Origin of the sequence: Janthinobacterium leeuwenhoeki, from assembly GCF_051380795.1 — a bacterium.
Taxonomy (GTDB): Bacteria; Pseudomonadota; Gammaproteobacteria; order Burkholderiales; family Burkholderiaceae_D; genus Janthinobacterium.
On sequence record NZ_JBNYXT010000008.1, the window covers coordinates 85,058 to 101,174 of the forward strand.

General features: G+C 60.9%; 15 protein-coding genes. 10 read left to right on the top strand and 5 right to left on the bottom strand.

The genetic code is table 11. The annotated features are described in order from the left end of the window. Positions 1-219: 219 nt before the first annotated feature. Together ACQ4WS_RS09695 and ACQ4WS_RS09700 are read right to left on the bottom strand one after the other, a co-directional pair. A complete protein-coding gene (locus ACQ4WS_RS09695; RefSeq protein WP_436475732.1) occupies positions 220-507 on the bottom strand; it encodes a protealysin inhibitor emfourin in 288 nt (95 codons plus the stop codon). A gap of 89 nt (positions 508-596) precedes the next feature. Then, complete coding sequence (locus ACQ4WS_RS09700) at positions 597-1,994, bottom strand: gluzincin family metallopeptidase (RefSeq protein WP_436475734.1); 1,398 nt, start codon at positions 1,992-1,994, stop codon at positions 597-599. Positions 1,995-2,194: 200 nt separating this feature from the next. Between ACQ4WS_RS09700 and ACQ4WS_RS09705 the strand changes: the two genes are divergently transcribed. The 4 genes from ACQ4WS_RS09705 (at position 2,195) to proX (ending at position 6,462) form a co-directional block, all read left to right on the top strand. Continuing rightward, positions 2,195-2,479: a polyhydroxyalkanoic acid system family protein gene (locus ACQ4WS_RS09705; protein ID WP_436475735.1), complete on the top strand. Its 285-nt coding sequence runs from the start codon at positions 2,195-2,197 to the stop codon at positions 2,477-2,479. Positions 2,480-3,058: 579 nt separating this feature from the next. After that, positions 3,059-4,291 carry a glycine betaine/L-proline ABC transporter ATP-binding protein ProV gene (gene proV / locus ACQ4WS_RS09710; RefSeq protein ID WP_436475736.1) on the top strand — a complete coding sequence of 411 codons (1,233 nt, stop codon included), beginning with the start codon at positions 3,059-3,061 and terminating at the stop codon, positions 4,289-4,291. Beyond that, complete coding sequence (proW, locus tag ACQ4WS_RS09715) at positions 4,288-5,391, top strand: glycine betaine/L-proline ABC transporter permease ProW (protein WP_436475738.1); 1,104 nt, start codon at positions 4,288-4,290, stop codon at positions 5,389-5,391. The genes proV and proW overlap by 4 nt, the downstream gene beginning before the upstream one ends. A gap of 12 nt (positions 5,392-5,403) precedes the next feature. Beyond that, positions 5,404-6,462: a glycine betaine/L-proline ABC transporter substrate-binding protein ProX gene (proX, locus tag ACQ4WS_RS09720; protein WP_436475740.1), complete on the top strand. Its 1,059-nt coding sequence runs from the start codon at positions 5,404-5,406 to the stop codon at positions 6,460-6,462. A gap of 91 nt (positions 6,463-6,553) precedes the next feature. Here proX and ACQ4WS_RS09725 read toward each other — a convergent pair whose 3' ends face one another. The 3 genes from ACQ4WS_RS09725 to ACQ4WS_RS09735 form a co-directional block, all read right to left on the bottom strand. Then, positions 6,554-7,024 (bottom strand): GNAT family N-acetyltransferase, encoded by a 471-nt coding sequence (locus ACQ4WS_RS09725; RefSeq protein WP_436475742.1) that lies wholly within the window; start codon positions 7,022-7,024, stop codon positions 6,554-6,556. 47 nt (positions 7,025-7,071) lie between these two features. Continuing rightward, positions 7,072-7,326, bottom strand: a complete 255-nt coding sequence (locus ACQ4WS_RS09730) for an acyl-CoA-binding protein (RefSeq protein WP_034782468.1) — start codon at positions 7,324-7,326, stop codon at positions 7,072-7,074. Positions 7,327-7,526: 200 nt separating this feature from the next. Beyond that, on the bottom strand, positions 7,527-7,883 hold the full coding sequence (locus ACQ4WS_RS09735; protein ID WP_101484045.1) for an FKBP-type peptidyl-prolyl cis-trans isomerase: 357 nt from the start codon (positions 7,881-7,883) through the stop codon (positions 7,527-7,529). Between the two features lie 197 nt (positions 7,884-8,080). Between ACQ4WS_RS09735 and ACQ4WS_RS09740 the strand changes: the two genes are divergently transcribed. From ACQ4WS_RS09740 to ACQ4WS_RS09765, 6 genes are all read left to right on the top strand, one after another. Next, a complete protein-coding gene (locus ACQ4WS_RS09740) occupies positions 8,081-9,052 on the top strand; it encodes a YVTN family beta-propeller repeat protein (protein ID WP_495542689.1) in 972 nt (323 codons plus the stop codon). A 14-nt stretch (positions 9,053-9,066) separates the two neighbouring features. Continuing rightward, positions 9,067-9,906 (top strand): polysaccharide deacetylase family protein, encoded by an 840-nt coding sequence (locus ACQ4WS_RS09745; protein WP_436475850.1) that lies wholly within the window; start codon positions 9,067-9,069, stop codon positions 9,904-9,906. Then, positions 9,903-10,943 (top strand): sterol desaturase family protein, encoded by a 1,041-nt coding sequence (locus ACQ4WS_RS09750; RefSeq protein WP_436475747.1) that lies wholly within the window; start codon positions 9,903-9,905, stop codon positions 10,941-10,943. Before ACQ4WS_RS09745 ends, ACQ4WS_RS09750 begins: the two co-directional genes overlap by 4 nt. Then, positions 10,943-11,770 (top strand): EI24 domain-containing protein, encoded by an 828-nt coding sequence (locus ACQ4WS_RS09755; protein ID WP_436475749.1) that lies wholly within the window; start codon positions 10,943-10,945, stop codon positions 11,768-11,770. Before ACQ4WS_RS09750 ends, ACQ4WS_RS09755 begins: the two co-directional genes overlap by 1 nt. A 31-nt stretch (positions 11,771-11,801) precedes the next feature. Then, positions 11,802-12,587, top strand: coding sequence for a competence/damage-inducible protein A (locus ACQ4WS_RS09760; protein ID WP_436475751.1), 786 nt, complete (start codon positions 11,802-11,804; stop codon positions 12,585-12,587). 364 nt (positions 12,588-12,951) lie between these two features. Beyond that, entirely contained in the window at positions 12,952-16,080 is a 3,129-nt protein-coding gene (locus ACQ4WS_RS09765) for a transglycosylase domain-containing protein (RefSeq protein ID WP_436475753.1), read from the top strand. Positions 16,081-16,117: the final 37 nt, after the last annotated feature.

The following is a 16,117-nucleotide window of genomic DNA, read 5'->3' on the forward strand; positions in this document are numbered from 1 at the left end:
TTATATACAATACATATAAGCAAATTCATTTTTTGGCAGTGCCGTAGCCGCGCAGAGCGGGCAATTCAGCGACTATCCGGGACGTTGCCATGAAGAACGCGGCAAGAAAGCGACAGTCACCCGATGTGGCAGGGTGCGGGGCGGGCGGGGGACTGGCTTGCCGTGTGGTGTTTTTGTTTTACTCAAATCAAGACCGGCACAAAATAAGTGCCGGAACACTCAGGCGCTGGCGCGTATTTGTGTCAGTAACTGTTGCCAACGTGCATTTTCTGCACTGCCATCCTCGGCAAACGTGATGGTGCGGCGCGCGGTGGGCGCGTCGACGGTGATCTGCCATTGGGGGATGTCGGCGCCCACCTGCTCATCCGTAGCCTGCGGGTGCGTGAAAAAGCCGCTGCTGGCCAGTGCCGCTTCCAGCCCTGGGCCGGCTGGATGGACTTGCGTATCGATGTCGTACTGTTCGCTCAGGCCGGCAAAGCCGCCGCTGCTGCGGGCTGAAATTTTCATGCTGCTCCTTCTGGTGGACGGTGGAGGGGACGTGGTGCGGCATGCCATCGCCTGCGGCTGAGTGCTGGCAGGCTAGCGGCGGATAGTGTTTATCGGGGCGCGTAACTGCGGCACCAGGCCGCCAACGCTTCGCGCTCCGCTTCCAGCAATTGATCCGATTCGCTGTATTCCGCATGGGTCATGGTACCGCAGCAGGCGCGCCTGTCTTGCACGGCTCCCTCGTCATCGACGATGCCTGCAGCAAAGGTCATTTGCCCATCCTCCGTCATGGTATTGTCCTTGAGCACTTCGCGCACGGTAAAGCTGTTGCGGATGAAGTCCAGGTAGGCGGCATAGCCGTCGGCTTGCGCCAGGGTCAGCATGTGGCCGGCCACATCGGCATACGTGGCTGCGTGGTCGGGAGCGGCTACCAGGGCGCGCAAGACCAGGCTGCGCAGGTAGTCGCCGCAACGGTGCAGCACGGCCGCGTCGTCTTCCAGCTGGGGCTGGCGTTCGTGGGCAAAGATGTCGGCCAGGATGTCGTAGATGGCGCCGGTAAACACTTGCGAGATGGCGTGCACTTCCGTGCCTGCCTTCGACAATTTGATGTCATTGTCGGCGTTGCGCAAACCGTTCGGCCGGCCCAGCGCCAGGCCGAATTGTTCCGCCAGGTCGGCCAGGAAGGTTTTATCGTGCAGGTCGGACTTGGTTTGCGCGATCACGGCTTCGACCTGGTCCAGCTGCGACAGGGCCAGGAAGATAGCCGTCAGGTCGCCGAACGATTCATGCAAGCCGCCCGTCTGCGGCGGGTTATTGTTGAGCAGCCAGTTCGGCTTGAGGCCATCGAGGATGGCGTGTCCCGCTTCATGCGCGACGATGTCGAGCGAACGGCAGGTGTAGACGCGCTCGGTGGCGCCGCTGGGAATGAAGTCGCCGAACTTGAGGGCCTTGTCGCTGCGGCTGTAGTAGGCATTCATGACATTGGGCAAGCCGTGCGGGAACACGCGCAGCGGAGCCGTATTGCTGGCGCTATTCCATTGCCAGGGCAGGGGCGAGGCCGTGCCGTTGCTGGCCAGCGCGCGCTGGTACATGGTGAGCGTCATGCGCACGATGGCAAACGTGTGCACGGCGTCGAACTGGTCGGTATTGGGCGAGACGATGAAGTCGCCAAAGGCGTTCGGGCTGACCTGGGCGATGCCCGGCTCGCCAAAGGTGATGCGCGCATCGCGCGGGCCTTGCAGGGTCAGGCCGGGCAGGAAGGTCTTGCGCGTGCCCAGTTCGCTCACGGAAGGGTCTTGCTTCCAGATCAGCACGCGCGAACCGACCGGTACGGCTTCGAGCTTGCGGGAGACGGGGTCGAGCACGCGTGGCGGGCCCGGCTGCAAGGTCAGTTGCGCATTCTTGCGGTGCAGGCGGTAGGACGCCGATGGGGTGGGGACATAGCCGACGGGCAGGGACACGCATTTGGTCAGTACGGCTTCGACCGGCACGATGACTTTCTGGTCCATGGTAGCTCTCCAAGATATGCGCAACTGGAATTGCCATAGTCGGCCTGCTTCGGAGGTTTCGGTTTGATGCGGCGCAAGTGCTGCGCAGGAAAGTGCGTTTTTTTCCGCGTGCCGGCGCCGTCCATGGCCGCGGCTGCCGCACGGTGGCTGGTATGATGCTGGCCGTATTGCCCCCGTTTTTATAATAAAAGGATCGTTTGATGGCGGATATAAATATAGTTCAGCAACATAAGCTGACAGCAGAAAAGGCGCGCGAAGCGGCGCAGCAAGTGGCCGACAAGCTGGCCCAGGAATATGACCTGGCGTGCGCCTGGGATGGCGATGTGCTGCGTTTCGAGCGCAGCGGCGTCGACGGGTCGCTGACCCTGGAAAAAGAGCAGGCGCAACTGCAAATCAAGCTGGGCTTCATGCTCAGCGCCTTCGCTTCCACCATCGAAGGCAAGATTGCCGAGAAGATGCGCAAGGTGTTTGCCGAGTCAGTTTGATGGCGTTCCCCCTCGCTTGTCTGGCGCCCTGTTTGGTGCTAGGAAGCGTGTCGCAGTGATGGGCGAAAAGACGATGAAAACACGTTTCTTTTCGCCTTTTTTACGTCTGACTGTGCGCTGGCGAACATTGCTAGCACATTTCTATTTGGAAAGCCATTGGACTTTGGTGGCTTTTTGCGTTATACTTGAGTCATATTTACAACAGCTACACCGCGTTTCACCTTCTGCTTCGCAGTACTCTCCGCTCGCTGAGTGGTGAATAATTCTTCGGGTTTTACACCCTCCAGTTAAAAAGTAGCTTGGTCGATTTTTTCGGTCAAATACATTTGGTGCCATGTATTTGCATGGCGCTAGCGTTGTTAAAAGTCCTGAACCACAGCCTCTTTTAGCACGCACACGGCACCCCGGCACCGGCTTTGGCCATCCGCTGGTCACACGCGTGTCACCCCCTGTTGCCTGTCGCTCCCGTGCGCTTTTGCGCCGTGGCGTAGCCGACGCAACAGGGTTTGCTGATTCCCGCCGCAAGCTAGCAGCTTGCTGGGTTTCATTCCATTCGTCAAATCGAGGGAGAACCACATCGTGGCAAAACAAATCATTATCGACCATGTATTCAAAGTGTTCGGCGACAAGCCAGAAGAAGCACTTGAACTCGTCCGTCAGGGCGCCAGCAAGCAGGACATCCTGGCCAAGACCGACTGCACCATCGGCGTTTTCGACGCCACCTTTACCATTGAAGCAGGCGAGATTTTCGTCATCATGGGCCTGTCCGGTTCGGGCAAGTCGACCCTGGTGCGCATGCTGAATCGCCTGATCGAGCCGACCGCCGGCCGCATCATGATCGACGGCAACGACATCAATACCTTGCCGGACGCCCAGTTGCGCGCCCTGCGCCGCAAGGACATCAGCATGGTGTTCCAGTCGTTCGCGCTGCTGCCGCAAATTACTGTACTCGACAACACTGCCTTCGGCATGGAACTGGCCGGCATGCCCAAGGCCGAGCGCCATGCGCTGGCCCAGCAAGCTTTGGAGCAAGTGGGCCTGGACGGCTACGGCGCCAGCTATCCCGACGAATTGTCGGGCGGCATGCAGCAGCGCGTGGGCCTGGCCCGTGCGCTGGCCTGCGATCCGTCGATTTTGCTGATGGATGAAGCGTTTTCCGCGCTCGATCCGATTATCCGTACGGAAATGCAATCGGAACTGCTGCGCTTGCAGCAAATCAAACGCCGCACTATCGTCTTCATTTCGCATGACCTCGACGAAGCCATGCGCATCGGCGACCGCGTCGCCATCATGAAAGACGGCCATGTGGTGCAAGTGGGCACGCCGGAAGAAATCCTGCGCAAACCGGCCAATGATTATGTGCGCAACTTCGTGCGCGGCGTTGATGCTGCGGCCGTCTTCAAGGCCAGCGATATCGCCCGCAAGAGCCAGATCGTCGTGTCCGAGTCGCCGAGCCGCGGCTCGCGCGCCGCGCTGTCGATGCTGGAAGAGCAGGATCGCGCCTTTGCGTATGTCGTCAATCCGCAGCGCAAGTTCCTCGGCGTGGTCTCGGCCGATTCGCTGCGCAGTGCGCTCGACGGCCATGTGGGACCGCTGGGTCTGGTGCATGCCTATTTGCCCGACGTGCAGACCATCAATGCGGATGAGCCAGTTGCCGGCCTGTTCGGCCAGGTGGCGCAACTGCCTTACGCCGTCCCTGTGGTGGCCAATGACGGCAGCTTCCGCGGCGCCATCAGCAAGACGACCTTGCTGAAATTCCTCGACCGCGACACGCCAGCCATCGCCGAACAACAACAGAAAGGACAAGCATGAACCCAAGCACCGTTTCCACAGTAGAACCTGTTGTTGAGCAGGCCGCCCAGATCAATCCCTGGGCGCTGACGCCGCCCACCGACGCCAGCACCGCGTGGCTGGACGCCGCCGCGCCTGTCGTACAGCCGGAACATGCGACCGGCTTTCACCTGACACAGATTTTCGACGGCTCGCTGCCGCTGGAAAGCTGGATCAACCAGGGCCTGGGCTGGGTCGTCGCGCATTTCCGTCCCTTCTTCCAGGCCGTGCGCGCGCCGATCGACAGCACCCTGAACGGCGTGGAAGGCGTGCTGCTGGCGGCCCCGTCGCTGACGGTGATCGCCATCATCGGCTTGCTGGCGTGGCAATTTACCAGCCGCACGCTGGCCGTCGGCACCGTGCTGGCGCTGCTGGTGGTGTCGATGCTGGGCATCTGGCCGGAAGCCATGACGACCCTGTCGCTGGTGTTGACTTCCCTGGCGTTCTGTCTGGCCATCGGTTTGCCGTTGGGCATTTTCCTTGCCAGCAGCGACCGCGCGCAGAATATCCTGCGCCCCCTGCTGGACGCCATGCAGACGACGCCCGCTTTCGTCTATCTGGTGCCGGTGGTGATGCTGTTTGGTATCGGTAATGCGCCGGGCGTGATCGTGACGATCATCTTTGCCCTGCCGCCGCTGGTGCGCCTGACCAACCTCGGTATCCGCCAGGTGCGTCCCGACCTGATCGAAGCGGCCCGCGCCTATGGCGCCTCGCCGTGGCAGTTGCTGACCCGCGTGCAATTCCCGCTGGCCATGCCATCCATCATGGCTGGTATCAACCAGTCGCTGATGCTGTCGCTGTCGATGGTCGTGATCGCCTCGATGATCGCCGTTGGTGGCCTGGGCCAAATGGTATTGCGCGGTATCGGTCGCCTGGACATGGGTCTGGCAACCGTGGGTGGCCTGGGCATCGTGCTGCTGGCCATTACCCTGGACCGCTTGACGCAAGCGATGGGCCAGCCACGCCGTGGCGTGCGCCACTGGTACCAGACGGGTCCTGCCGGTTTCGTGCTGCGCCTGGTGCGTGGCAACACGGAGAAAAATAATGTTGAACAGCAAGCCACGCTGGCCAACGCACAATAAGAAAGGATTTACATGCATCAAATTGACAATTTTAAAGTGACGCAAAAATCGCAACGCAAGTTCCAGCTGTTTTCCGCCCTGGCGATCGCTGCCATGGCCCTGACCACCAGCCTGGCCATGGCGCAGACGCCGGCCGTGGCCGCCGATGCGCTGCCCGGCAAGGGCGTCAAGGTGCAGCCGCTGCAAAGCTCGATCGCGGAAGAAACCTTCCAGACCATGCTGGTCGACAAGGCCCTGGAAAAGCTCGGCTATGAAGTGCAGCCGATCAAGGAGGTGGAGTACCCGACGGCGCACATCGCCATCGCCAATGGCGACGCCACCTTCATGGCCGTGCACTGGGATCCGATGCACAAGGATTTCTATAACAATGCGGGCGGCGACGCCAAGCTGTTGCGCACGGGCCAGTATGCCGGTCCTGCCGCGCAAGGTTATCTGATCGATAAGGCGACTGCCGAGAAGTACAACATTACGAATATCGACCAGTTGCGCGACCCGACCCTGGCCAAGCTGTTCGACCACGATGGCGATGGCAAGGCTGACTTGACGGGTTGCAATCCCGGCTGGGGCTGCGAAGCGCTGATCGAGAAGCACATGGATGCGTACAAATTGCGCGACACGGTGACGCATGTGCAGGGCAGCTATGCGGCCCTGATCGCCGATACCCTGGGGCGCTACAAGCGTGGCGAATCCATCCTGTACTACACGTGGACGCCGTACTGGGTCAGTGGCGTGCTGGTGCCGGGCAAGGACGTGGTCTGGCTGAAAGTGCCGTTCTCGGCCAATCCGGACAAGATGAATACCCGCCTCGACGATGGCAGTGATTACGGCTTTGCCGTCAACACGGCGCGCATCGTGTCCAACAAGGCCTGGGCGGAGAAAAATCCGGCCGCGGCCAAGCTGTTCGAGGTGATGCAACTGCCGGTGGCGGACATCAATGCGCAGAACGAGCGCATGCGCCGCGGCGAAAACACGCAGGCCGATATCGCGCGCCATACGGCTGGCTGGATCAAGTACCACCAGCAAAAGTTTGACGGCTGGATCGCGCAAGCGCTGGCGGCGGCAAAAAAGTAAGTTTGCGTCGCTTGCAGGTATAAAAAAGTGGCTACCGATTTGGTAGCCACTTTTGCGTTAACCGCCTATTTTGGTGATTTTTGGTGAGTTTTTAGCCGTTTTCGGCCAGTTTCAGGTGCAAAATGGGAAAAGGCTTGCCGAACGGGTCAAGCGCCGAGCGGTCTTCCACGATAAAGCCCACGTGCTGGTAAAAGCCATATGCCTGCGTATTGTGTTCGTTGACGTCGACGGCCGTGGCGCCCAGGGCGGCGAGGGCATGCTGAACCAGGGCGCGGCCGGCACCGCTGCCGCGCAGATCGGGATGCACGAACAGCATCTCGATCTTGGCGTGCTCGACGCACAGGAAGGCATACGCGACGCCGTCATCGGCGCGCAGCACGTGCAGCAGGCGTTCGGCCGTCACTCTGGCCAGCTCATCGCGGACGAAGGGTATCAGGAAGGCGATATCGCCATCGGCAAGAAAATCGTGGGTGGCGCGTACGGACAGGTGCCAGACGTCGAACAAACGGGGCAGGTCGGCGGCATGGGCCAGCGAAACCCTGGAAATTGGTGATGGTGTCATGCAGAAATTATACTGCCCCGGCAGGCGCCGGGGCAGGGGAGGGACGATCAGTCCTTCAAGTCTTCGATCAAGTCGATGTATTGCTGTTGCGCCTCTTCTTTCGAGGTGCCGGCCAGCGCCGCCCAGGCGTCGAACTTGGCGCGGTTGACGAAGTCGGTCATGCCAGGACGCTCGCCCGTGGCGTCGCCGCTCGACGCTTGCTTGAACAAGGCGTAGATTTTCAACAAGGTCATATTGTCCGGGCGCTCGGACAGGGTCTTGGAATCGAGCTGCGCTTGTTCGAATTGCTCTTGTAAACTCATGATGGCTCCTGTGTGCTGATGGAATCGCTGAAAAAGTGCGGCAGGCCCGGCGGAGTGGCCACCGTGCGTGCTGCATTGCCTGACATCATAGTGAAAAAAGCGCGCCGTGCATTAGAGGACACATTCAAAATAAGAACGCCGCCGCTGAGTGAACAGGGGCGGCGCGTGGCGCAATCGCTTGAGCGCTGCAGAGTCTGTGCTTATACGCCCAGCAGTTCGACGTCGAAAATCAGGGTGGCGTTCGGTGGAATCGCGCCGCCGGCGCCGCGTGCGCCATAGCCCAGTGCTGCCGGGATGATCAGTTGGCGCTTGCCGCCCACTTTCATGCCTTGCACGCCTTCGTCCCAGCCTTGAATGACGCGGCCGGCGCCCAGCGGGAATTCGAATGGGTCGTTGCGGTCCTTGCTCGAGTCAAATTTCGAACCGGCGCTGCCGTCGTCGTTTTGCAGCCAGCCCGTGTAATGCACGACAACATTGTTGCCGGCTTGCGCTTCAGCGCCTTCGCCAACGACGGTATCGATGTATTGCAGGCCGGAAGCGGTAGTGATGGTGGTCATGATAATCCTTGTGTAGGCGATGAAAGCTTCAGATTGTAGAGCAATGAGTTGCAAAGCGCCATTCCATGCCCTGCGCAAGGAAAAAGGGGAAATTACGGCGATGTGTGGCTGCCGGTCGCATTTAAGGGGGGATTTCACACAATAAATACAGTGTTCCACGTAAAATGCATGTTTTGTATTTAACAGTGATTTCTTCCATGTTCCGCAGTCTACGCCGCCTTGTTTTTTCCTCGCTGTGCCTGGTTTCCGCAATGTCTACGGCGCAAGCCGAAGTGGTGGTGGTGCTCAATTCCCGTGATGCTACGGTGCAACTGCTGGACCAGAAAACGTATGTTCCCCTATCTACCTTTGCCGTCGGCAAGGAACCGCATCATTTGATGGAAACGCCGGATGGCAAGTCGCTGATCGTTGCCAGTTCCGTCGGCAACGAGCTGATTTTCCTCGATCCCGTGTCGGGCCAGATCCAGCGCCGCATCAGCAACATCCTCGACCCTTACCAGATCGGCTTTTCGCCGGACCAGAAATGGTTCATCTCGAATTCGCTGCGCCTGGACCGCATCGACCTGTACCGCTACGACGGCAAGAACCTGACCCTGGCCAAGCGCATCCCGCTGCCAAAACTGCCCAGCCACATGGCGTTCACGGCCGACAGCAGCATGGCCTTCATCACGCAGCAGGGCAGCAACCAGGTCAGCGCCATCGATCTGGCCACGCAAACCGTGAAATGGACCATGCCTGTCGGCCCGGCGCCGGCCGGCATCACGATGACGCCCGATGGCAAGCATTTGCTGGTGGGCATCATGGGCAGCGATTACGTGGAAGTGATCGACTGGCGCACGCAAAAGACCGTCAAGCGCATCAAGGCGGGCGCCGGCACGCATAATTTCCGCGCGCTGGGTGACAAGCGCATGACGTTTGTCTCGAACCGCGTGTCGAACACCATAAACATCATCGACCAGCAAACCTTGGAAAACGTGGGCACCATCAATGTGCCGGGCGGACCGGACTGCATGGAAATCACGCCCGATGGCAAGACCATGTGGGTGACCCTGCGCTGGATCAAGAAAGTCGCCGTGATCGATTTGACCACGCGCAAAGTGATCAAGATGATACCGGTGGGCCGCTCGCCCCACGGCGTGTATTTCGCCACCCATTCGCCGCGCATGTGATGGCGGGTGTGATGATGAAGCGTTTGATTCCTGCGGGCCACGTGTCCGCCATGCTGCTGTGCGCCAGCGCCATGCTGTCGCCCGCGCATGCCGCCGCACCGGCACCAGCAGCACCGACCCCAGCCGCATCTTCAGCCCCGGCCGCCTGCAAGGGCACCATCTACATGACGTTCGACACGGGTAGCCAGTCGCAAGCGCAACTGATCGCCGACGTGCTGAATCAACACCATGTGAAGGCAACCTTCTTCCTGGCCAATGAAAAGACCACGCGCGGCGACTATTCGCTCGATGCCTCGTGGGCGCCGTACTGGAAAGCCAGGGTCGCCGAAGGCCATGCATTTGGCACGCATACGTTTGACCATGTGTACTGGAAGAAGGATCTGGTCAACGGTTTGATCCAGGTCAAACCCCAGTTCGGCAAGGACGGCGGCAAGCTGGCGTCGTTTTCCGATAAGCAGTTCTGCGAGGAATTGCGCCGCGTCGATACGCGTTTCCAGCAGCTGACCGGGCACCAGCTCGATCCGTTCTGGCGCGCGCCGGGCGGCTACACGTCGCCGCGCACCCTGGCCGCCGGCAGCGCCTGCGGCTACCAGCATGCGGGCTGGGCACCGGCGGGGTATTCGGGTGATGAACTGCCCAGCGACAAGTATCCGAACGCCATGCTGCTGAAAAAAGCCCTGGCAAACTTGCGCAGCGGCGACATTTTCATTGCGCACATGGGCATCTGGTCGCGCAAGGAGCCGTGGGCGCCTGCCAATCTGGACGCTCTGATTACCGGTCTGCAAGACAAGGGTTTCTGCTTTGCCACCCTGCGCGAGCATCCTGCTTACGCGCAAAAGAAGGGCCAGCCATGATCTCCGCCGACATCCTCGGCCTTGTCACGCCCGTCATCGACACCGTGGTCGACGCCTTTGGCGTGGCGCAAGGCTGGTTGTTCCAGACGGTGGTCAATCCCCTCGTGTATCACCTGGGCTTTGGCGAATTCACGGAAGAGGCATTCGAGGGCACGGAGTGGCTGCTGATCGGCCTGTGCGAACTGGTGCTGCTGTTTCTTGTGCTGCGCCCGCTCGAAGCCTTGATTCCCGCGCAAAAGATGACGGATCCGCGCGCCCGCTGGAACGACTTCATTTACACGGTGCTGCACCGCATCGGCCTGTTTTCTGTCGTGGTCTTCTTCACGCTCGATCCGCTGATGGATGCCTTGGCGGGCGCTTTGCGTTTCGACAATATTCATCCCTTGAACCTGGAGTCGCTGTTGCCCGGCATCAGCCCGCTCTTGAGTTTTATCATTTACTTTGTCATTTTGGATTTTGTCGACTATTGCTACCATCGGGCCTCGCACCACTTCGGCTGGTGGTGGGGCTTGCACAGCCTGCATCACAGCCAGCAAAACATGAATTTGTGGAGCGATGACCGCAACCACTTGCTCGATGACTTCTTGCGCGACGTGGTGATGGCCCTGGTGGCGCTCGGTATCGGCGTGCCGCCGGGCCAGTATGTGCTGCTGGTGTCGATTTCACGCATTCTGCAAAGCTTGCAGCATGCGAATGTGAGGATACACTTCGGCCGCATCGGCGAGCGGCTGTTGATCTCGCCCCGTTTCCACCGCACGCACCATGCGATCGGCGTGGGACACGAGTCGCAGGGCAAGGGCAGCATGGGCGGTTGCAACTTCGGCGTGGTCTTGCCGATTTGGGATATGCTGCTGGGCACCGCGAATTTCTCGGCGGGCTATGCGCGCACGGGCGTGCGCGACCAGTTGGCCCGCATCGACAACCATGGCGTGGGCCGGCCGGGACGCCACTATGGCCACGGCTTCTGGCAGCAGCAATGGCTGGGCCTGCGCCGCATGGTGGAATTTGCAAGAATCAAACGAAAAGGACGCCGTTGATGCGTAATGTGTTGAATTCGTATGGCCGTGCTTTCCTGTCGCAATTGCACGGCAAGATACTGTTGCTGAGCGTGGCGCCCTTCATCCTCTCGCTGATACTGTGGGGCGGATTGCTGTATGTAGGCTTGCAGCCGCTGATCGACAGCCTGCATGCGCTGTTTACGCAGTACGATTTCTTCCGCACCAGCGGGCAGGTGCTGTCCACCTTTGGCCTGGGCGTGCTGAAAGCCGTGATCGTGCCCCTGATCGCCATGTTCATGCTGCTGCCGCTGATGATCTTGACGGCGCTGATCTTCATGGGCCTGTTTGCCATGCCGGCCATCGGCCGCCATATTGGCGGGCGGCACTTTCCGCAATTGGAAAAGAAGCATGGCGGCAGCCTGATGGGCAGCGTGGGCACCTCGCTGACCACTTTTTTACTCTTTATCGTCGCCTGGGTCATCATGCTGCCCCTGTACGCGTTTCCGCCGGCCGCGCTGGCGGGGCAGGCCGTGCTGTGGGGCTGGCTGACGTACCGCGTGATGGCGTATGACGCCATGGCCGATTACGCCAGCGCGGAAGAGCGCCACGCCATCATGCGCACGCAGCGCTGGCCCCTGCTGGCTATCGGCATGGTCTCCGGCGCCGCCGGCGCCGTGCCGGGCATGCTGTGGATGGGCGGCGTGATGTCGGTGGTGTTCTTCCCCTTCCTGGCAGCGTTCGCCATCTGGTTGTATGTGCTGATCTTTATCTTTACGGGCCTGTGGTTCCAGTATTATTGCCTGGAAGCACTGTCGCGTTTGCGGGGCGTACGCGGCATGACCGACGTGGCGCCGGCGGACGCTTGAGTATTTTTACCGAATTCTACGAGGGAGCTTCATGGCTATCGGATTGATCATCATCGGCGACGAAATCCTGTCGGGCAAGCGCACGGACCAGCATTTCCCGAAAGTGGTGCAAATGCTCAAGCAGCGCGGCTTGCAGCTGAGCTGGGCGGAATACGTGGGCGACGAACCGGCCCGCCTGGTCGCCTTGCTCAAGCGCAGCTTTGCCAGCGGCGACATCGTCTTCAGCTTTGGCGGCATCGGCGCCACGCCGGACGACCATACGCGCCAGGCGGCAGCCGATGCGCTGGGCTTGCCGCTGGTGCTGCACCCGCAGGGCAAGCTCAATATCGAGCAACGCATCACGGAAATGGGTGCCGAGGCGGGTGTGCCGGCCGATTTGAACTCGCCGGAAAACCTGCACCGCCTGAAAATGGCGGAATTTGTGGAAGGCGCCGCGCTGATTCCGAATCCGTACAACAAGATTGCCGGCTTTGCCGTGCGCGAACATTATTTCGTGCCCGGCTTTCCCGTCATGTCCTGGCCCATGATCGAATGGGTGCTCGACACGCATTACCGCCATTTGTTCAACCAGGTGCCGCACGCGGAACACGCCTTGCTCGTGTATGAAACGGCCGAATCCCTGCTGACGCCGCTGATGGTGCGTCTGGAAGCAGAGTTTCCGCTGATCAAGGTATTCAGCCTGCCCAGCGTAGGCGATGCGCAGACGCGCCGGCATATCGAACTGGGCGTCAAGGGCGAACCGGCGCAAGCTGCGGCCGCCTTTGCGGACATGCGCGCCGCGCTCGACGCCCTGCACGCGGAATACACTACCATCTGAGCTGCTGCCAGCACGGCGCCGGCGGCTTTTCCGCTGGCGTCCAGTCCGCCTTGCATCGATGTATGCAAGCGACCGTTCCAAGGCGTTGTTTTTTTGCGAAAATCTTCAATGAAGCAAGATTTTTGTGTGCGCTCGTCAGTCGTTCTCATGCCGATGTGGTGGAATGGTGAACAGGAGCCTGGCGCGTCAAACGCGGGGTTGCCTGCCTGTGCAGTAGCGTGTTTTTTTGATTCACCGGTATGGACATCATGTTAAGCAAGCTTTGTCGTGACCGGCCCTGGCCGGCCCTGGTCTTATCCCGCGCGGAGCGGTATCGCTGCCGCATTTCCCGCGCCGTCCAAACCCAACCTTACCCCAGCATCCCATGAAAGACACAGGCGTCAATCTGGCCGCGCAAGAGCGGCCCCCCTCTGATCCACTCGCCGACACGGGCGCCGAGGCGCCGCCGCCGGCGAGCCCGCCGAAGAAGCGCCGTTCGCGCATCTGGCCGATCTTTGCCATTATTCTGCTGGCGCTGCTCGCCGGCGTGGCCTGGTTCGTCATGCGCGAAGTGCGCACCTCGGCCCTGCAGGCGGAGTTTTTCATGCGCCTGGACCGCCAACTTGCCTTCAAGGTCGAGCCTGGCCCGGCACCGGCGGGCGCCATCCGCTATCCGCAGCACGGGCCCTACGACGAGCGCCTCGGCTATGCCAGCCTGCCGGACTTCATTACCAAGCTGAATGCGCGCGACTATGCCGTGACGGCGCAGGCGCGCATGTCGCCGAAAATGGTGCAACTGGTCGACCGGGGCATCTTTGCCATCTATCACGAGAAAAACCGCGCGGGGCTGAGCATCCTCGATTGCCGCGCCGCGCCCCTGTTCGCCGCCAGCTATCCCGAACGCATGTTCGACGGCTTTGCCGAAGCGCCGTCCGCGCTCGTGCAAAGCCTGCTGTTCATCGAAAACCGCGAATTGCTCGACCCGGGCACGCCCGAGCGCAATCCGGCCGTGGAATGGGACCGCCTGAGCAAGGCTGTCTTCGACAAGGCGCTGAACCTGTTTGGCGGCCACCGCAGTGGCGGCGGCAGCACCCTGGCCACGCAAATTGAAAAATACCGCCATTCGGAAGACGGGCGCACCAGTTCCATGCAGGACAAGCTGCTGCAAATGATCTCGGCCAGCCTGCGCGCGTATCAGGATGGCGAAAACACCATGGAAGCGCGGCGCAAGATCGTCGTCAATTACCTCAATACCGTACCGCTGTCGGCCAAGAGCGGCTTTGGCGAAGTCAACGGCATTGGCGATGGCATGTGGGTCTGGTATGGCCGGCCGTTTGCCGAAGTGAAAACTTTACTCAAAGGTAATATGGACCAGCCGGGCAGTGCGCTGGCCTACAAGCAGGCACTGAGCTTGCTGATCGCGCAGCGCCGTCCTTCGCACTACCTGGTGGCCGGTGGCGCCGACCTGGAAGAATTGACCAATAGCCATCTGCGCCTGCTGGCGCAAGCGGGCGTGATCTCGCCGCAGCTGCGCAATGCGGCCATCGCCGAGAAGCTGCGCCCGTCGACAGCCTCGGGCGTGCAATCGGAAGCATCGACCTCATTCGTCACGCGCAAGGCCTCGAATGCCGTGCGCAACCACCTGGCCAGCATGCTCGGCGATCCGCGCTTGTACAACCTCGACCGTCTCGACCTGAAAGTGGTCAGCACGCTCGATGCGCAGGCGCAAAACGCCGTCACCAAGGTCTTGCGCGAATTGCGCGACCCGGAAGTGGCGAAAGCGGCCGGCCTGACGGGCAAGGGCATGCTGGGCAATGGCGACCCGGCCAACGTGGTCTACAGCTTTACCCTGCTGCAAAAGGGAGACCAGGCCAACTTGCTGCGCGTGCAGACGGATAACTACGACCAGCCGCTCGACATCAACGAAGGCGCCAAGCTGGACCTCGGTTCCACGGCCAAGCTGCGCACCCTGGTGACGTATATGGACATCATCGACCAGTTGCACCAGCGTTACAGCGGCATGGGCGCCGCCGAGCTGGGCAAGATCGCCGTCGATCCGAAGGACATGCTGTCGCAGTGGGCGATTGCCTATCTGAAACCATTGCCGCTCGGCGAGGCGCGCAATTTGCCCGCCATGCTGGCCGCCGCCATGGAACGCAAATATTCGGGCAACCCGGGCGAAGGCTTCTTCACGGGCGGCGGCTTGCACCATTTCGGCAACTTCTCCAAGCTCGACGACAGCCGCATCATGACGGTGCAGCAGGCGCTGCGCCAGTCGACCAACCTGGTATTTGTGCGCCTGATGCGCGACGTGGCCCGCTACTATATGTTCTCGCGTCCCGATTCCTCGGCCTCCCTGCTGGCGGATGCGGACGATCCGCGCCGCGCGCAGTACCTGAGCCGCTTTGCCGACAAGGAAGGGCGCGAATTCCTGCACCGCTTCTACCAGAAGTACCGTGGCAAGAGCGTCGATGAGCAGGAAAAGATTTTGCTGGCCAGCATACGCCCGACCCCCGTTCGCCTGGCAAATATCTTCCGCACCGTCAATCCGAAGGGCACGGTGGCGGAATTCGGCGACTTCCTCAACGCCAACCTGCCGTCGCAAAACGAAGTGCCGCCCGAGCGCGTCGCCAGGATGTACCAGCAGTACGCGATGGAAAACTGGTCGCTGGCCGACCGCGGTTATCTGGCCAATGTGCATCCGCTGGAACTGTGGATGGTGGCGTATTTGCGCCAGCACGAAGGTTCCACCCTGTCGCAGATGGTGGCGGCCAGCGAAAAGGAACGCCAGGAAGTCTATAAATGGCTGTTCAATACGCACCGCAAGCATGCGCAGGACCGCCGCATCGCCAATTTGCTGGAAGTGGAAGGCTTCCTGGAAATCCACCGCCAGTGGAAGAAGATGGGCTATCCCTTCGATTCCCTCGTGCCGTCGTATGCGACGACACTGGGCGCGTCGGCCGACCGTCCCGCCGCGCTGGCCGAGTTGATGGGCATCATCATCAACGACGGCGTGCGCAAGCCGAGCGTGCGCATCGATTCCATGCATTTCGCCGCCAACACGCCGTACGACACCATGGTCAAGCGGGGCAGCAAGGTGGAAGCGGAACAAGTCTTGTCGCCGGACGTGGCCAAGGCCGTCGCCAAGGCCATCCGCGAAGTGGTGTCGGACGGCACGGCCAAGCGGGCGAAGACGGCGTTTGTCGGCGCCGACGGCGTGCCGATCCCGATGGGCGGCAAGACGGGTACGGGCGACCAGCGCTTCGACGTGTATGGCGCCGGTGGCCGCCTGATCGAGTCGCGCTATGTGAACCGTTCGGCCACTTTTGTCTTCAATATTGGCGAGCGCTTCCATGGCAGCATGACGGCGTATGTGCGCGGACCGGAATCGAAGAACTACGATTTCACCAGCGCCTTGCCGGTGCAACTGCTGGTGTCGCTGGCGCCTAGCCTGATGCCGTTGATCGAGGCGCCCGCGCCGGCCGAGGGCGTGGCCAGGCAGTGCACGAATTAAGGTGTTGTAGCAGCTGAAAGCCGGTCTTCACGGGCCG